Annotated in this window: 17 protein-coding genes and 1 pseudogene; 6 read left to right on the forward strand and 12 right to left on the reverse strand. The window is 36.0% G+C overall.

Features of this window, described 5'->3' with window-relative positions:
- Positions 1-4 precede the first annotated feature (4 nt).
- Genes ACZ47B_RS09155 through ACZ47B_RS09165 form a run of 3 tightly spaced genes read left to right on the forward strand, consistent with a single transcriptional unit; the run spans position 5 to position 1737 of the window.
- Positions 5-538 carry a hypothetical protein gene (locus ACZ47B_RS09155; protein WP_464894235.1) on the forward strand — a complete coding sequence of 178 codons (534 nt, stop codon included), beginning with the start codon at positions 5-7 and terminating at the stop codon, positions 536-538.
- A complete protein-coding gene (locus ACZ47B_RS09160) occupies positions 531-1025 on the forward strand; it encodes a DUF6115 domain-containing protein (RefSeq protein WP_464894236.1) in 495 nt (164 codons plus the stop codon). The genes ACZ47B_RS09155 and ACZ47B_RS09160 overlap by 8 nt, the downstream gene beginning before the upstream one ends.
- Positions 1009-1737, forward strand: coding sequence for a uracil-DNA glycosylase family protein (locus tag ACZ47B_RS09165; RefSeq protein WP_464894237.1), 729 nt, complete (start codon positions 1009-1011; stop codon positions 1735-1737). The genes ACZ47B_RS09160 and ACZ47B_RS09165 overlap by 17 nt, the downstream gene beginning before the upstream one ends.
- A gap of 2 nt (positions 1738-1739) precedes the next feature.
- Here ACZ47B_RS09165 and ACZ47B_RS09170 read toward each other — a convergent pair whose 3' ends face one another.
- The 3 genes and pseudogenes from ACZ47B_RS09170 to ACZ47B_RS09180 form a co-directional block, all read right to left on the reverse strand.
- Complete coding sequence (locus ACZ47B_RS09170; protein WP_464895722.1) at positions 1740-2147, reverse strand: CZB domain-containing protein; 408 nt, start codon at positions 2145-2147, stop codon at positions 1740-1742.
- Between the two features lie 3 nt (positions 2148-2150).
- Positions 2151-2435, reverse strand: a pseudogene (locus ACZ47B_RS09175) (methyl-accepting chemotaxis protein); the annotation flags it as partial.
- Between the two features lie 682 nt (positions 2436-3117).
- Positions 3118-3621 (reverse strand): PAS domain-containing protein, encoded by a 504-nt coding sequence (locus tag ACZ47B_RS09180; protein WP_464894238.1) that lies wholly within the window; start codon positions 3619-3621, stop codon positions 3118-3120.
- Positions 3622-3722: 101 nt separating this feature from the next.
- On the opposite strand from ACZ47B_RS09180, the gene moaA reads away from it, so the two are divergent.
- Positions 3723-4694 carry a GTP 3',8-cyclase MoaA gene (gene moaA / locus ACZ47B_RS09185; RefSeq protein WP_464894239.1) on the forward strand — a complete coding sequence of 324 codons (972 nt, stop codon included), beginning with the start codon at positions 3723-3725 and terminating at the stop codon, positions 4692-4694.
- A 35-nt stretch (positions 4695-4729) separates the two neighbouring features.
- On the opposite strand, the gene ACZ47B_RS09190 is transcribed toward moaA, so the two are convergent.
- Positions 4730-5755: a cytochrome-c peroxidase gene (locus ACZ47B_RS09190; RefSeq protein ID WP_464894240.1), complete on the reverse strand. Its 1026-nt coding sequence runs from the start codon at positions 5753-5755 to the stop codon at positions 4730-4732.
- Between the two features lie 210 nt (positions 5756-5965).
- On the opposite strand from ACZ47B_RS09190, the gene ACZ47B_RS09195 reads away from it, so the two are divergent.
- Entirely contained in the window at positions 5966-6589 is a 624-nt protein-coding gene (locus tag ACZ47B_RS09195) for a c-type cytochrome (protein WP_464894241.1), read from the forward strand.
- 15 nt (positions 6590-6604) lie between these two features.
- On the forward strand, positions 6605-7549 hold the full coding sequence (locus ACZ47B_RS09200; protein WP_464894242.1) for a phospholipase A: 945 nt from the start codon (positions 6605-6607) through the stop codon (positions 7547-7549).
- Here the strand turns inward: ACZ47B_RS09200 and ACZ47B_RS09205 are convergent.
- Genes ACZ47B_RS09205 through nuoH form a run of 8 tightly spaced genes read right to left on the reverse strand, consistent with a single transcriptional unit; the run spans position 7541 to position 17363 of the window.
- Positions 7541-9940, reverse strand: a complete 2400-nt coding sequence (locus ACZ47B_RS09205; RefSeq protein WP_464894243.1) for a tetratricopeptide repeat protein — start codon at positions 9938-9940, stop codon at positions 7541-7543. The genes ACZ47B_RS09200 and ACZ47B_RS09205 overlap by 9 nt on opposite strands.
- Positions 9941-9986: 46 nt before the next feature.
- On the reverse strand, positions 9987-11474 hold the full coding sequence (gene nuoN, locus ACZ47B_RS09210; RefSeq protein ID WP_464894244.1) for an NADH-quinone oxidoreductase subunit NuoN: 1488 nt from the start codon (positions 11472-11474) through the stop codon (positions 9987-9989).
- The gene (locus tag ACZ47B_RS09215; protein WP_464894245.1) at positions 11474-13000 is read right to left on the reverse strand and encodes an NADH-quinone oxidoreductase subunit M; all 1527 of its coding nucleotides are present in this window, start codon (positions 12998-13000) and stop codon (positions 11474-11476) included. Before ACZ47B_RS09215 ends, nuoN begins: the two co-directional genes overlap by 1 nt.
- Before the next feature lie 11 nt (positions 13001-13011).
- Positions 13012-14871 (reverse strand): NADH-quinone oxidoreductase subunit L, encoded by a 1860-nt coding sequence (gene nuoL, locus ACZ47B_RS09220; RefSeq protein ID WP_464894246.1) that lies wholly within the window; start codon positions 14869-14871, stop codon positions 13012-13014.
- A gap of 2 nt (positions 14872-14873) precedes the next feature.
- A complete protein-coding gene (nuoK, locus tag ACZ47B_RS09225) occupies positions 14874-15176 on the reverse strand; it encodes an NADH-quinone oxidoreductase subunit NuoK (protein WP_464894247.1) in 303 nt (100 codons plus the stop codon).
- Positions 15173-15739 (reverse strand): NADH-quinone oxidoreductase subunit J, encoded by a 567-nt coding sequence (locus tag ACZ47B_RS09230; protein WP_464894248.1) that lies wholly within the window; start codon positions 15737-15739, stop codon positions 15173-15175. The genes nuoK and ACZ47B_RS09230 overlap by 4 nt, the downstream gene beginning before the upstream one ends.
- Positions 15740-15748: 9 nt before the next feature.
- Positions 15749-16360 carry an NADH-quinone oxidoreductase subunit NuoI gene (gene nuoI / locus ACZ47B_RS09235; protein ID WP_464894249.1) on the reverse strand — a complete coding sequence of 204 codons (612 nt, stop codon included), beginning with the start codon at positions 16358-16360 and terminating at the stop codon, positions 15749-15751.
- Between the two features lie 10 nt (positions 16361-16370).
- Entirely contained in the window at positions 16371-17363 is a 993-nt protein-coding gene (gene nuoH / locus ACZ47B_RS09240) for an NADH-quinone oxidoreductase subunit NuoH (RefSeq protein ID WP_464894250.1), read from the reverse strand.
- Position 17364 lies beyond the last annotated feature (1 nt).

The following is a 17364-nucleotide window of genomic DNA, read 5'->3' on the forward strand; positions in this document are numbered from 1 at the left end:
AGTGATGAGTGAGAATGTGAGGATAGTTAATGCACCTTTAATCATAGAGTATGAAGAGAGTGACAAAAGATATGACGAATTTAAAAAAGAGTATGACTCTTTAAGTGAATATGAAGAGGATTCCATAGGGCAGTGGCTTAAACTTGCCAAAGCAAAGGGAGATACAAGAGACAGTGATGAAGTGCTTTTGACTTTGATGGTAGAACTTCACAGAAAGATAGATGAATTGACAAGCCTGGTGAAAAATGAAGAGAAAGAGTATCTAAAACTTAAAAATCTTCAAAGAATAGAAGGTATCGGTTATGAGCATTTTAAACTCGAGAAAGAAGTTTTACAAGAAGGTTTGGAGTATTATGGCAGGATCGCAATGCCGGTATTTCCAAAAAGAGAGATACCTCTTTTTTTCAAAGCCGTAGGTAAAGATATGGCTGAAGTTACTTTGATGCATGAAAAAGATATAAAAGATTGGAGTGCCTATGTGGTTGCCAGGGAGAGAGTGATGATAAGAGAGCTTAAAAAGAGGAAAAATAGTGTATGACTATCTGATTTACGGCGCAGTCGGCTTTATAGTTTTTATATTGCTTATCTATATATATACCAAAGATAACGAGGTAAGCAAAAAGTTTTTTTTGTATGAAAAATCCATAGAGGATTTAAATAAAAAGATATATGACTTGGAAAAAAAACTAAATGAAAAAAAAGAGTCATATGACAAGCAGGAAATCAAGGAATATATAGATGAACTTGTGGAGGAAAACTTACAAAAAATTACAGCTTTTGTGCTTTCTTCAAAAAAAGAGCAAGATGCTAAACTAAGTGGTATAAAAGATGAGGTCGCGCAGAAGTTGCAAAATCTTGAAGAGAAGGTAAAAAATTTTACATCTTTGCCCGAGAGCTATCAATCCAATGAGAAAAAGATCATAAATCTCTATCACAAAGGTTTAAGCGTAAGTGAGATAGCTAGAAATCTAAGAATAGGTATAGGGGAAGTTGAGTTGGTATTGAAGATTGAAGGCATTAAGTAGCATACTAGATAGTATAGACATATCGTGGAAAGAGCCTGTGCAAAAGGCACTGCTTGCTTTGGAAGATAATTATCTGCAGTTTTTACTAGAAGACAAAAGCTATTTTCCAGATATCAACAACTTTTTAAATCCATTTAAAACACTGAGTCTAAGTAGAACTAGATACATACTTTTTGGTCAAGACCCTTATCCAAGGCTTGAGAGTGCCATAGGATATGCGTTTATAGATGCAAAGGTAAAAGAGATATTTTCGCAAAATGGACTCTCAAAAGAGGTAAACAGAGCTACCAGTCTTAGAAATTTTATAAAAATGCTTCTTTTATGCGAAAAATTTTTGGATGAAAACGATCTTTCCCAGGATGCCATAGTAAAAATAGAAAAAAAAGATCTTTGTAAGGATATATTCGCTCTAAAGGATAACTTTGAGAAAAACGGAGTGTTGCTTTTAAACATGGCTTTGGTATTTACGGATAAAAAAGAGAGTAGATATCATTTAAGAATGTGGAAACCTTTTATCAAGACACTTTTGAGTGAATTGGACAATAGAAATATAACATTGATACTTTTTGGAAATGCCGCGAAAGAGATAGAAAATCTGGATATTTCAAAAAGTTTTGAAAAGTTGAGGTTCATGCATCCATATAATGTTGATTTTATCAAGGATAAGGAGGTTCATAAGCTCTTTAGACCTATGAACCTTTTAAGAGTTTGATCTTATTCTCTGCTTAGTTTATCAAGTATTTCAAACAGTTTGTCGCTGTTTTCTTCCATTTTGACAAAATTATCATAAAGTGTATCTTTCAATTCCTCTTTCAAACCCTTCTCTTTGATAAGTTCGACATTGGCTATGGCATACTGATGGACGGCTCTATGCGGAGGCTCTATCTCTTTGTATACCGGCATATTTCCATATATCTCTTTTCCCTCACCGTTATACCATTGTCCAAATCTGCAGTGGTTTTGATCTACAAAATTGTTATCTGTCGGATTTTCATTGATGACTGAAGAGTAGACATTGGTTTTATATATGATGTGATCGACTTTTACAAGTGTGGTGAAACTTCTATCTGCTATTAGATTGGCTGATTTTGCCGTATTGTTTGCATTTTCATTGAAATCCAAAAGTGTCTCTTTAAATTCATTTACCGTTTCACCTGAAGTTGTGGCTATCTCATTTATCTCGGTAGCATTTGATTGGATATCGTTTGTCTCTTGTTGAAGAGTTTGAATGGTTATGGCTATCTCGCTTGTTGCTTTTTGGGTTCTCTCAGCCAACTTCCTGACTTCATCCGCAACTACCGCAAAACCTCTTCCGTGTTCTCCTGCTCGTGCAGCTTCTATGGCGGCATTTAGTGCCAAAAGATTGGTTTGGTCCGCTATATCTTTGATAAGACTGACAACCGAGCTAATTTCACTGCTTCTTTCACTAAGAGACCCGATGGCCTCGGTAATATTCATGATAAGCTCTATAAGAGTATTTAATTTGTCTGAGAGTTCATTGGTGGTTTCTAGTGAACTGTTTGACTTTTGTGCCGTTTGTACAGTGATATCCTGGATGCTCTTTACTTCATCTATGAGAGTTGTTATGTCGTTTTGTATGATATGCAGGGATTTTATCATTCCGCCGTTTAATTTGCCAAAACTAGCACCCAATTCACCTCTGAATTTTTCCTTGTTACCAACGATGATACCCTCTACTCCTTTCTCCAGGCTTTGTGCAGAGTAATGGAACAATCCTTTCAAGCCCTGAGGGTATACTTTTCTCCAGGTTTCTCCTTCGCTAGCAGCGCTTACAGCGGTATTGATATCTCTCATATATGCTTCTACTTGATCTAGCAGGTCGTTTACCCCCCATGCTATTTTGCTTAAAGGATCATTTAAGTCTATGCCGGTCACTCTTGGCTCCAAGTTGCCGTTTGCCACTTCTGTTATGACTTTTTGAATTTTTTCTTTTAAATTGCTGTTGTTTGAGCTTGATTTGTTACCAAAAAAACCTGCAAAGAGTCCAAGGTAAGCTATGGAGCTTTGTGCATCTCTAAATAGATAATGAAGCATTGCAAATAAAACAATTCCAAATATAATCTCAACTTTTTTATCCTTGTAAAGATGTGACAAATTCATCATAACTTACTCCTTTTTCTTTTAATAAACTGTTCAAATATTTTTCTGAGGCATCCATCCCACCTCTTGATTCTTCCTGTAAGAGTTTGGCATAAAGTTCTTCTATCGCCGGCAGAGCATTTTCATTGACTTTTCTTCTGACTGAGTAGTAACCTATGATATTGCCGTTGTCATCTATCGATGGTGTTACATTTGCATAAACCCAGTAGTATCCGCCATTTTTTGTTTTGTTCTTTACATAGGCAAAGATTTCTCGCTTATTTTGTATCCTACTCCAGAAAAGTTTGAAAACTATACGGGGCATATCGGGATGCCTTACTACATTGTGAGGCTTTCCAAGTAGTTCACCTTCGGTATAGCCTGCTACTTTCATAAAAATTTGATTGCAGTAGGTTATGCGTCCTTTGAGGTCTGTTTTTGAAACAAGGAAGTCATTGTTGCCAAGTTCTGTACGGTTTGAATTTAGTGTACTCATGGGCATTCTCCTTTTAAATTTGCAGATTATAACAATTTTTAAATAAATAAAATATAAACTTGTGATATACTATTGATATTAAACAAGCGGAGTTATTAGCAATGTTGATAGATGGATTTGGTAGAAGGATAAATTATATAAGAGTATCGGTTACCGAAAGATGTAACTTCAGGTGTCAGTACTGTATGCCTGAGAAGCCTTTTTCATGGGTTCCAAAAGAGAATCTTTTAAGTTTTGAAGAGCTGTTTTTGTTTTTGAAAGTGGGTATCGATGAAGGAGTTGACAAGATACGCATAACCGGCGGAGAGCCACTTTTAAGGTCTGACTTGGATAAATTCATAAAAATGATGAATGACTACAAAAGTGATTTGGATATAGCTATAACTACCAACGGATATCTTTTAAAAGATGTAGCTAAAAAATTAAAAGATGCGGGGTTAAAAAGACTAAACATATCTCTTGATACACTAAAACCAGAAGTTGCCCATAAAATCGCCCAAAAGGATGTCTTGAAAAATGTACTTGAAGGGATAGAGGAGTCTTTGAAAGTGGGTCTTAAAGTAAAGATAAACACAGTTCCTCTAAAGGGTATCAACGATAACGAGATAGTGAAGTTGTTGGAGTACTCAAAAAGCAAAGGTATGCAGATAAGATACATAGAGTATATGGAAAATATCCATGCCAATCAAGATATCAAAGGCTTGTATGGCAAAGAGATCATAGATAAGATAAGAGAAAAATACAATGTTAAAAAGATAGGACGAGAGGGTAATTCACCGGCATTTATGTATGAAATGGAAGATGGGTATAGGTTTGGTATCATAGATCCGCACAAACATGACTTTTGTGAGAGTTGCAATCGTATCAGGCTTACTGCCGAAGGACACATCATCCCCTGCCTATACTTCGATGAAGCTTTGAGCATTGCCGAAGCTGTTAAAAAAGGTGATGTCGAAGCAGCGGCTGAGGTACTTAGAGAAGTTTTGAAAAACAAGCCTGAAAAAAACAGATGGGAAGAAAATCCACCTGCTGATGAAATCTCTGCAAGAGCTTTTTATCAAACAGGTGGATAATTATACTGATAGAGGAAAACTCTATCAGTATAAAATTAATCAATAGGTTTTGGAGTATTATTTGTACTTTCAGGTAGTTGAGGATATGTTATAATAGGTTTTCTTCCCTTAAGAGCCTTAAGAAAAGTTACAATTTTATCAGCGTCACTATCACTAATTTTTATACCCAACTCTACACTTCCCATCTCTTTTACTGCTTCTTTTAGTGACCAAATTTGACCGTTATGAAAATATGGTGCAGTTTCAGTAATATTCCTAAGTGTTGGAACTTTTACCATTTTGTTTTTATTGATTTTTAGAAAATCACCTACATCTCTAAATTTATACTTCGCTGCTACTTCAAATGGAGCCATAGTTCCACCAAGTGCTATACCGTTATGGCAACTTGCACAACCTTTGTCAATAAAAGTTCTTAAACCTTCTTTTTCTTGTTTGTTAAGTGCTTGGGTATATCCGTTTAAAAAATCATCATACCTTGATGGAGTAACAAGTATTTTTTCAAAAAGAGCTATAGTTTGAGTAATTTTTTTAAAATCAATTTTTACATTTTCGCCATAAGCTTTTTTAAATTCCGTTACATAAGCAGGAATTGAGTTAACTTTTTTAGCAATAATTTTTGGATCTCCAGCCATTTCAGGTCCTGCAAGAGTTGGTCCTTGTGCTTGATGAGGTAGGTCAGGGCTTCTGCCATCCCAAAATTGTGCTGTAAAAAATACTGCATTATATACAGTAGGAGAATTTAGATGATGAGGATTTGCTGTCCACTTGTTTCCGATAGCAGCCGAAACACCATCGACTCCACCAAGACCCAAATTATGGCAAGTGTTGCAACTTATAAGCCCACTTTTTGATAGTCTAGGGTCAAAATATAGTTTTTTGCCTAGTTCAATCTTGTAATCAGTCAAAGGGTTTTTTGGATTATCGATTATTTTCAATAAAGCAAATTTACTTTGTGGTATTGGCTTTAAACCAACCTTTTTTGCATCTTGAACCAAACTGCCTTTTGCAAATAATAATGCACTACTTGCAATACCTAAAAGAAATAACTTAGAAACTTTCATTTCTTCTCCTTTGTAATAATTTGTTAAAATAATTATATATTAAAATATATTAAATAAATATTAATATTAATGATAAAATATAATTAATATAAATTAAAATAATGTAATATATATAATGAATGGAAAATCTTTATTATTAAGTGCATATATTCTATTTATGATATAATATTATTAAAGAAATATTTTATATTCTAAATATGGAGGAAAAAAATGAGAAAGGTAGTTTTTTTATTGTTTGTTTCTATGTCTTTGCTTTTTGTAGGATGTAGCAGTAACTCAAAAAAGAGCGAAGAAAAGAGTGTGAGTGAACCTGTAAAACAAGAGAAAGTGGCTAAAGTAGAGCCAAAGAGTGTTGTAAAACCACAGCAAAAAGAAGAGAAAAGTCTGGTGGATAAAACCAAAGAGATGGGAAGCAATGCCGCCAAAACTGTACAGGAGAGCGCAAAAGCTGTTGTGGAAAAAACGACAGAGCTAGCAAAACAAGCACAAAACAGTGAACTTGTTCAAAAAGTGGCACAAAAGACCAAAGAAGGTGTAGCGGCACTTTCGGCGATGGCAAATTCCAAAACCGCTGCTGCGCAGACAGAGCAAAGTAGCAACGCAAAAGAGTTGTTTACAAAATGTGCAGGATGTCATGGCAATAAAGCTCAAAATAAAGCTTTGGGGGTATCTCATGTCATAGCCGGTTGGGATGCCAAAAAAATCGAGAATGCTTTAAATGGTTATAAAGCAGGCACTTATGGCGGCAGTATGAAAAGCATCATGAAGGGTCAGGTATTAATGCTTAAAGAGAGTGATATCAAAGCATTGGCCGAGTATATTTCCAAGCTATAATACCATCTGTAAAGTATGAAAAAACTTTTTCTCTGTTCTATATTTTTTTGTATCGCTTCCTTTGCCTTTACGGTAGAGGAAGCATATAAAAAAGCTCAAACTTTTGAAAAAGAAGGAGATATAAAACAAGCTCTTTACTGGTATAAAAAAGCTGCAGGCATAAAACTGGCTAAACAGCAAGGCTGCAGCGCTCTTCAAAAAAAAGAGTTGCAAATGTATGAAAAAAAGAAAGATATACTTCTTGCCTTCGAACCGTATAAAACAAATTATATTATGCCGGTAACTTATAATTACGTAAAACACAAGGGAAGAAAAAGCACCGAAACGAAATTTCAAATATCAATAAAGAAAAAACTTAGTTCTAATATCTTTGGTTTTAAAAATAGGCTCTACTTTGGATATACACAAAAATCATTTTGGCAGATTTCCGAAAAATCCTCACCTTTTAGAGAGACAAATTATGCTCCGGAGTTTTTTTTGGTCGTCCCTTATCTTGGCGATGCACTGCCTCTTAAAAGATATAAGGTTGGATTGCTTCATCAGTCAAACGGAAGAGGCGGTCTTGTGTCAAGATCTTGGAACAGGGTATATCTGCAAGGCTTTTTTCAATACAAAGATATCTCCATAGTACCAAGAGTTTGGTACAGAATACCAGAGAGAAGAAAAAGATATCCTCTTGATGCAAACGGTGATGACAATCCAGACATTTGGAATTATCTTGGTTATGGGGATTTGAAGATAGCTTTTCCTTACAGAAAACACTTGTTTTCTTTAACATTAAGAGATAATTTGAGGTTCAATCACAACAACAAAGGCTCTATAAAGTTCGACTGGAGCTTTCCTCTTGTAAAAAACAGTTTATATATATATCTACAGGCATTTAGCGGATATGGTGAAAGTCTCATCGACTACAACAAAAGAAACAATAAGATAGGTATAGGATTTGCTATATCAAGGTAGCAATGTCAGGCTTTCTTTGCAAAGCTCTTTCCAACTGTTTTGCTTTTTGATTTTAATGCAGTTTCCAAATGCTTTTTTTGCAGCTTTTTTATCATTTAGTTTTAGTGATAAAGCGCCTATCTCATAGTATATTCTTGATTTGATGGTCGGGTCTTTAACTCTTTTTAGTAAAACTCTCAAAACCTTAACGGCTTTGGAGTTTTTGTTTAGTCTCTTTAGTGAAGTTGTGTATTCAAACTCGATTTGTGGTGAAAAAGGGTAGCTTTTGAACATATTTTGAAGTTTTATGATCTTGTCTGCATATTTTATCATCAAAAGATCATCTGCTCTTTGCTTTGCTAAATCCGTGATCTTTTTGTAAACTTCTATATTTTTAAAGTTGTTTTTAAATTTTTTCTCCAATTCCATGGCAATTTGTAGTGCTTTGTCATACCTTTTCAAACCATATAATGCAAAAAATCGGTAGTATAAACTCTTTTTTAGGTATATTTTTTTATCAAAGGTACTTGCGAGTGTTGCCATATCTTGAGATAAAGGGTAAAGTTTATCAAAAGATCCGGTTTTAAGAAGAGAAGCAGCCTCTACATCAAGCCAAAAAAGTTTTTCCAAAGTCGTTAAGTTTTTTTGAGTGAGTTTTCTTTGGCTAAGCAAAAGAGCTTTTTTATACTTGTATGTTTGAAGATAGCATTTTACCAACTCTTTTTGATCGGTTTTTATAGTCAAATTATACTCCCCGGTATATTTGATCGCCGCTAAGCACTCTTTTTGCTTGAGCGCCAAAACAGCCAAGTGTTGTGCCGCTTCTTTTTTTAGTTTTTTTACGGCTTTTTTATTTTTAAAGTTTACTTCGAGTCTATTTAGCTCATCAAGGGCTTTTTTATATCTTTTTTCTTTTATAAGCACTTTGGCTTTCAAGATAGCGGCCTTTTCATATATGTTGCCTGATTTGTATGTGTTGATCAACTTGTCATAGTAACTCAAAAGCTTTGTACTGTTTGTTTCGTTTATATCAAAAAACATTCCATCTAAACTCTTTTTGACAACATCAGCATAATTGCCGTATTTGTACAATGAGAGGTATTTTTTATAATAATACGAAGCTTTCTTGTAATTTTTCTTTTTTGCGTAGATATCTCCAAGGCTTTTTATGATAAGTTCTTTTAAGTCAGGCTCTCTTTTTAGTTTTGTTAAAAGCTTTTCAAGGATTTCTATAGATAAGTCATTTATGCCGTTTGCGCTTAGAGTGATGGCTAAATCATAAGCTTTTTGATGATCGTTCAAGATAAAATCAGGGTTCGCTTTTATGATCTTATCATAATACTCCCGTGCCTTTTTATACTTCTTGGTTTTTATATATATATCGGCCAGTCTTTTAGCAGCGATAGAAGCGACGTAAATGTCCTTTGTGGAGTAAAGAACGTCTTTGTACAGTTGCATAGCTTTTTGTTTTTGATTTTTTGCGTAAAGACTGTCTGCAAAAGATATGATACCAAGTTTTGTGTATCTGTTTTTAGGATGTTCGGTGATGAGCATATCAAAAAAGTACTTGGCATCACTTTCTTGTCCAAGATTTTGATAAGCTTTTGCTATATAGTATAAAACTTCGGGGATATTTTGATTGGAGGGAAACTGTTTGATCCATTTTTTCCCCAATTTTATGATCTCATCATAGCTTAGATCCTGAGCATTGGGGTTTTCATCTTTTATCTGCAGTAGTTTGTTCAGTGCTTTTATGTGATATAGCATAAAATCATTGACAAATATTGAATTGGGGTAATTTTTCAAAGCTTTTTTGGTTTCAAGTATTACAAAATCGTATCTTTTTCTATCATAGTCGTTTTTTATGGATATATAATCATTGATATCTTTGCTGTCATTTAGATAACTTATGGGAGCCCCGCTAAGATCAAGTGCGCCGATGCTTACAGCCGGCTCTTGCAAAAAATCCACGGGAAAATTTATACCTTTTTCCAAATTGTTATCTTGAAGGAAAATTTTATCCTTGTAAAATATAAAAATCCAGTGATTGGCTTCTTTTATATCTTTGGATTTTAGCACCCTTTCCTTATATAGCGGTTTGTTTATGAGGTAAACTTTGGTTTTGTATCTGGGTTTTAGAGTTATAAGAGTAGAGTTTTTCTCATTGGTTACATAAATATCGACAAATTTGGTTTTTTTAGGGGATATCCGTACTTCATTCTTACCTTCGATATCACAGCCATATTCATAATGATTTATGTCAAGCACCTTTTTTTCACATTTAAAGGGTGTATCGTTTGTGATATGCAATATATAGTAATATCTCTTATCTTCTTTTGTGCTGTTTAATTTTAAAGTTAAAGCGTTTAAATTGATAAGTAGTATGACAAGAGACAGAACAATTTTTTTCATAAGATTATTATATCATTACCTATGGAAAAAATCCATAGGTAATTTTTTAAAATCCGCTGGCAACTACATAAGAACTTATCATTTCCAAGAAAGGCTCTACGGTAAATATGGCAAGTATAGTAACTGCCGCTGAAAAACCGACTATGGTTTTAAGTGCGGTAGATGCATTTTTCATATATGCTATATTTGCTTTTGGATCAGGCTCTTTTAAAAACATAAATACTACCAGTTTAAGATAGTAGTATGCCGCAATGGCACTGTTTAGAACCATGAGTATCGCTAAAAAAGTATTGCCGCTGTTTATGATAGCTCCCAAAAGATAAAGTTTTCCCCAAAACAACGCAAACGGTGGAACACCGGCAAGTGAAAGCATAAATATAGCCATTATGGTGGCCGCAACCGGTTTTATAGTAACCATACCGGCAAATTTTTGATAAGGGTGGTCATATTTGGCTGTAAATTCACTCTTTTTATACCTGCTTATCCAAAGCATTGCAAAAGCACCAAGATTTGTAAAAGTAAACATTATCCAGTATAGAAAAAGTGCATTGTGGGCTGCAGTAGTATCGACAAGTACGGCTGTCATAACAAACCCCGCATGACTTATGGAGCTGTATGCCAACATCCTTTTGACGCTCTCTTGTACCAATGCCATGATATTTGCAAATGTCATGGTGACTATGATGATAACATACAATACATTGTATACCCATTCATTCCCGGCAGTTATGAATATATCAAAAAATCTTAAAGCTACGATAAGACCGGCGATTTTAGGAACTATAGATATATATCCGGCAGTTGCCGCGCTAGCTCCCTCATAAACATCGGGAACCCAAGTATGAAAAGGTATAAAAGAGAGTTTGAAGCCAAGTGCCGCGAACATAAAAGCGATCGCTCCAAGAAGTCCAAGTTGACTGACAATAGAGCCTGAAGCCACTACTTTTGCAATATTGTGAAGTTCTACGCTTCCTGTAACTCCATATATAAGCATAGCCGCAAATACGAAAAATCCGGCAGCCAATGCCCCCATAGTGAAGTATTTGATAGCGGCTTCGAATGATTTTTCAAGGTTATGAAGCGCGATGATGGTATAAAGTGACAAACTCGCAGTCTCAAGCCCTATGAAGATAAGCATAAGGTTATCCGTTGCCACCATAAATTGAAAACCTGCTGTCATAAACAAAAAGAGTGCGAAAAATTCAGGGTGGGAATACTCATGAAATCTTTTTGAAGTTAGTGCCAAAGGTATAAAAAGCATGGAGGCAACAAGTATGATGATTTGTCCTAGTGTTGCGATACCATCGGAGAGAATCATGTCAAACATACCTCTAACAGGTCCGCTGTATCCTATGACGACCCCAAGGTCTATGACAAGCACTAAGATACTGAGCATTACATAAAGGCTTTTTGATAAATTTTTATTGATCAAATCTATACATAGTATGCCCAGTCCTCCCAGTATGACTATGATCATAGGCATGAGGGTGCTAAGATGAAGTGATGATAGGCTGATAGTTATAGTTTGTAACATTATTTTGCCTCCTTAGCTGTTTTAGCCAAAGAGAGTCTCTCTTTAGCCTGTGGAGTTTGAGCTTTTAGCTCCATGAGATTTAACATTTTTTTGACACTGTTATCTATAGGAGTAAGTACGGGTTTTGGATATACACCTAACCATATGACAACCAGCACCAATGGAACTAGTGCCATCAACTCCTTTTTGTTCAAATCTTTTAATTTTTCATTCTCTTTACTTTTTGATTTACCGAAAAATGACTCTCTAAAGAGGTTTAGCATATATATGGCACCCAGTATGATGCCGGTACCGCCAAGAGCGGTCATAACAGGAGAAACTTTGTAAAATCCCACAAGTGATAAAAATTCTCCCACAAAACCCATAGTAAGAGGAAGTCCGACCGATGACATCAAGATAATACCAAATATAGTCGCATATTTTGGCATATATGAAGCAAGTCCGCCAAATTCACTCATGAGTTTTGTATGTCTTCTATCATATATAACTCCAACTAACATAAACAAAGCCCCACTGACTATACCGTGACTTAGCATAAAAAATACAGAACCGGTTATACCTTCGGCATTTAGTGCAAATGTACCAAGTATAATAACACCCATATGAGAAATAGAACTGTAAGCGATTACCTGTTTCATATCCTTTTGTGCAAAGGCTACCATGGCGGTATATATGATCATGATAAGAGCCAAAGTAGCTATAAAAGGTGTAAAGTAAACTGAGGCATCTGGAAAGAGTGGCAAGGAAAATCTGACAAAACCGTATGTTCCCATCTTAAGTAAAACGGCTGCTAGTATAATTGAACCTATTGTTGGTGCTTGACCGTGAGCGTACGGTAGCCATGTATGAAACGGAAACATAGGAACTTTGATGGCAAATCCTATGAAAAATGCTATGAAAAGCATGATCTGTAAATGTACCGGAATGACTAAAAGCTGCCAATCGGTTATGGAAAATGTCCAAATGCCCGTAACGCTGTGGAAGTAATTCGCAAGATACAATATACCAATAAGCATGATAAGAGAACCGGCAAATGTATACAAGAAAAACTTGACTGCTGCATAAACTCTAAGTTTACCACCCCATGCACCTATGATATAAAGCATAGGAACAAGAGATAATTCCCAGAAAAGATAAAATACTATGACATCAAGAGCACTGAAAACTCCTACCATTGTCATCTCAAGAACTAGCAAAGTTATGATAAGGTTTTTTATATCTTTTTCAATATTCAGAGCTATCATCGATATCATGGTCATGAATGTACTGAGTATGATCAAAAACAGAGATATGCCGTCTATACCGATATGATAATTTATGCCATATGTACTGATAAGTGGAAAATACTCTACAAATTGAAAGTTGTTGCCGGCGGTATTGTAGTTAAACCATAAAGCAAGAGAGAGTAAAAATTCTACAGTTGCTATGGATATACCGTAAGCTTTTATACTGTCTTTGCTTAAGATAAAGCCCAAAACCCCTGCAAATAGAGGAAAAAATATAATTAATGATAATAAATGATCCATCAACCGCTCCTTTACTTAGCCGGATAAAATATAACTGCTAAAAGTAATAGCACCAACAGACCAAAGACCATCAGTCTTAGCATATTGGATAAATTACCGCTTTGCATAACTCTTGCTTTATCTCCACTCTTATAAAGCACTCTAGCGATAGCATCGACTGTCATATCTACTATCGCAACATCGATCTTTTGCCATAAAAATGCGGATATCGCAATATATGGCTTGACTATGCATTTATCATAAAATGCAGGTATATAGTACTGATTTGCCAAAAGTTTGTATATCGGATACTCTTCGACTTCTTTACTGAAGCCTCCTGTGGAGTATTTGTAAATGGCATACAGTATGCCGCTTATGGCGATACCTAAAGTTATGACCATCAGTATATAACTCATAAAGTGAGGTTCTATCTCCGGTTCGAATTTTGGTAAAAGTTCTGTAACGAACTCATAAAATCCATGTTCGCTAAAGCCTCCAAAAGTTGCAAAAAGAGCCAAAGGAGCCATAGCCCAAAGCATCAAAGCTCCTGCTTCATGTGGATGAAAGCCGTATCTTTTGTATCTCTCTTTGCCAAAGAAGACAAGCATTATAAGTCTAAAGCTGTAAAATGCGGTCATACCCGCACCTATCCAAAGCATTGCCCAAAGTATATAAGTGTGTTCACTAAAGGCAACTTCTAAAATCTTATCTTTACTGAAAAATCCTGCAAAAGGGTAAATGCCTGAAAGTGCCAGTGAAGCTATGGTCATGATGATCATTGTCCATTTCATTTTGTCACCTAGTCCACCCATTTTTTTGATATTTAGTTCATCATCCATCGCGTGCATGACATTTCCCGCACCCAAAAAGAGCACAGATTTGAAAAACGCGTGAGTCATCAAGTGAAATAGTGCCACCCAGTATGCTCCAAGTCCACCTGCAACGAACATGTATCCAAGCTGAGAGAGGGTTGAATAGGCGATGATCTTTTTAAGATCATTGTGAACCAGTGCCATAGAAGCCGCAAATACGGCTACAAATGCACCAAGGCTTGCTATAAAAAGTCCAACTTCAGGGATCAGAGAAAATACTTGATTGGCTCTAATGACTAAAAATACACCTGCCGTTACCATTGTAGCGGCATGGATAAGAGCTGAAACGGGAGTTGGACCCTCCATCGCATCAGCTAACCAGGTATGAAACGGAAACTGGGCTGATTTACCCATAGCACCGATGAAAAGAAATATTCCTATGAGAGTTAAAGTACCAATGCTAAGTGAACTTGCTTTGGCAAATACCACATCATACTCCAAGCTTCCAAAATTCCAATATATCAAAAAGATACCGATAAGCATACCAAGGTCTGCCACTCTGTTCATGATAAAAGCCTCATTTGCAGCCCAAGATGCACTATCCTTATGATACCAAAATCCTATAAGAAGCCATGAGCAAAGTCCGACACCTTCCCATCCTATAAAAAGTCCCAAGAAATTATCGCTCATTACAAGTATAAGCATGGAAAATACAAACAGTGAAAGATATACAAAAAATCTGTTGAATGATTTGTCATGGTCCATATAACCTATAGAGTAGATATGTATCATGGCTGAAACGAATGTAACGGTTACCATCATGATAACGGACACTTGATCTACTACAAAGCCAAAAGGTACATTTAGCCCTCCGGCACTTATCCAATCCATAAGTTTTACATGATAAGTATGTTCGCTATCAACTTGTGTCAAAAGATAAATCGCACTAAAAGCCGATACCAAAAGCATAAAAGATGCAAAAATACCGGTAATGGTTTTTTTCTCTTTATCTCCAAAAAGTGCCGCAAAGAGTGAGCCTACAAGAGGAGCAAACAGTGTTATATAGATATATTTTTCCATTTTTAACCCTTCATGCTTTGCATACTGTCAAGATCAACAGTAGACTTTCTTTTATACCAGAGAACCAACAGTCCAAGCCCGACTGCTACTTCACTTGCGGCTACCGCGATGATAAAAAATGCGAACATTTGACCCGTCATATCGTGAAATGCTTTTGAAAAAGCCGCAAAGCCTATATTTACCGCATTTAACAGTATCTCTGTTGAGAAAAAAAGCATCAATAAATTTTTTCTTCTTACGATTCCGACCAATCCTATCGCAAAAAGTATAGAACTGACTACCAGATAGTGTGTTAAGGTTATCATTTTGTCACCCCCTCTTCAAATTCACTTTTTGCTTCAAAATCCTGTTTCAAACTCAGGCTTATATCCATCTTCTTACTGACCAGTACGATTCCGGCCACCATGGCAACAAGAAGCATCACGGCAGTCAGTTCAAACGGTACGAGATATTTGGTAAAGAGAACATACCCGACCATTTTAGAGTTTCCTACTCCATCTATCATCGGTGAAGATATAATGATATTTTTGGATACTATAGGTGAAGAGACTATGACAACAAGCAATATCGCAATAGCTATGGAAAAAGAGTAAATCATTCTTTTTGCTTTTATCCTCTCTTTGACATCTTTTGTCGTGTCTATGAAGATCATACCAAAAGCATATACAGCCATTACAGCCCCACTATATACTATGATTTGGACAACCCCTAAAAAATCAGCGTCAAGCAAAAAGAAAAAACCTGATATAAAGATCATACCTCCTGCAAGTGCCGTCATGGAGTAAAGGGCATTTTTACTAAATACTACTATACTAAACAGTGTTATCGTTAAAAACGAAAACAGATAAAATGCTATAATTTCATACATGTTGCATCCTTAATAAGCCAATGGTGTTTTTTTGATAAATTTATCAGCATCTTTACTAGGTGCACCAAATCCCGGAAACTCTTTTTGTTTTCCGGCTTTAAATATCTCTAATGGGGTCAATAGATCCTCCTTCTGTGCAAACTCTGCTCTTTGTTCACTTGCCACTTCATAATTTTCTCCATGTACTATAGCAAGCTCAGGACAAACTTCAGCACAATATCCGCAATATATACATCTTCCAAAATTGATAGTATAATCAAGTACTTCTTTCCTGCTGTTTTTGTCAATCTTTGTATCTATCCTTATACAGTTTGCTATACATATCTTTTCGCAAAGTCCACAGCCTATACATCGGTTCTCTCCACTCTCCAAAAGTCTTTGGAGCCTGTGTACCGCTCTGTATCTTGGAGATATAGGAAGTTTTTCCAATGGATACTTTACGGTGTGGATATTGAACTTTATCATCTCTCTTAAAACTATCCAAAGTCCTACAAAAAGCTCACCTTTGAAAGTTCTTCTACAAACCTGCTTGAACTTATCCCACGGCTTGTGTGCGGGAACTTCGATGTCTAAGTACTTATAACCCTCTTTTACACTTCTGTTTTTAAACTCTTCTAGCATGAATCCTCCTCTATACCAGTACAAAACCGGTTATAAGTATATTTAGCAGTGCTATTGGCATAAGCACTTTCCAGCAAAACCACATCAACTGATCCGGTCTTATATGTGGCCAGGCGGCTCTTACCCAAAGAAAAGCAAATATGAAAAATGATATCTTAAGCAGTATCGCAATTGCTCCCGGGATAAAGCCCCAAGGGTTGAAACCTCCTAAGAATAGTATGGAAACTAAAAACGATATGGTAAACATATTGGCATATTCGCCGATGAAGAAAAGACCCCATCTCATTCCACTGTACTCCGTTGCATAGCCTGAGACGATTTCAGCTTCATGCTCCATCAAATCAAAAGGAGTTCTATTTGTTTCGGCATAACCACTTATCAAAAACAGAACAAATGCTACAGGTTGTTTCCATATAAGCCAATCTGTAAAACCGCCTGCTTGGTAATTGTTTATATCTATAAGCGAAAGTGAGCCGACAAGCATCAAAGGCGCAAGCGCAGAAAGCCCTGTAACTACTTCAAATGAAAGAAGTTGTATAACAGTCCTAGCCGCTCCTATAAGCCCCCATTTGTTAGATGAACTCATACCGGCCAAGAGTGGTCCGTACATTCCAACGCCCATAACACCTATAATAAATAAAATACCTACATCGATATCCGATACTATCGGGTGAACCGTATAGCCAAATATGGTAAACTCCGGTAGTATGGGAAGTGCCGAAAGTGCTGTAAAAGCCGCAGTTGCCGAAATAACCGGAGCTATTATGAATATAGGTCTTACAACATTTTGGGGGATTATATCCTCTTTTGTAAAAAGTTTTATACCATCGGCTATGATTTGTAAAACTCCATATGGTCCGACATGAGTCGGCCCCAATCTTCTTTGCATAAAGGCAAGAATTTTTCTTTCTACATAAGTGGTAAAACCCGCACCTGCCGAGAAAATTGTCAGGATGACAATGATCTTAACAAGAGTTTCTATAATATATCCTGTATCACTCATC

Source organism: Thiofractor thiocamini (assembly GCF_055384375.1).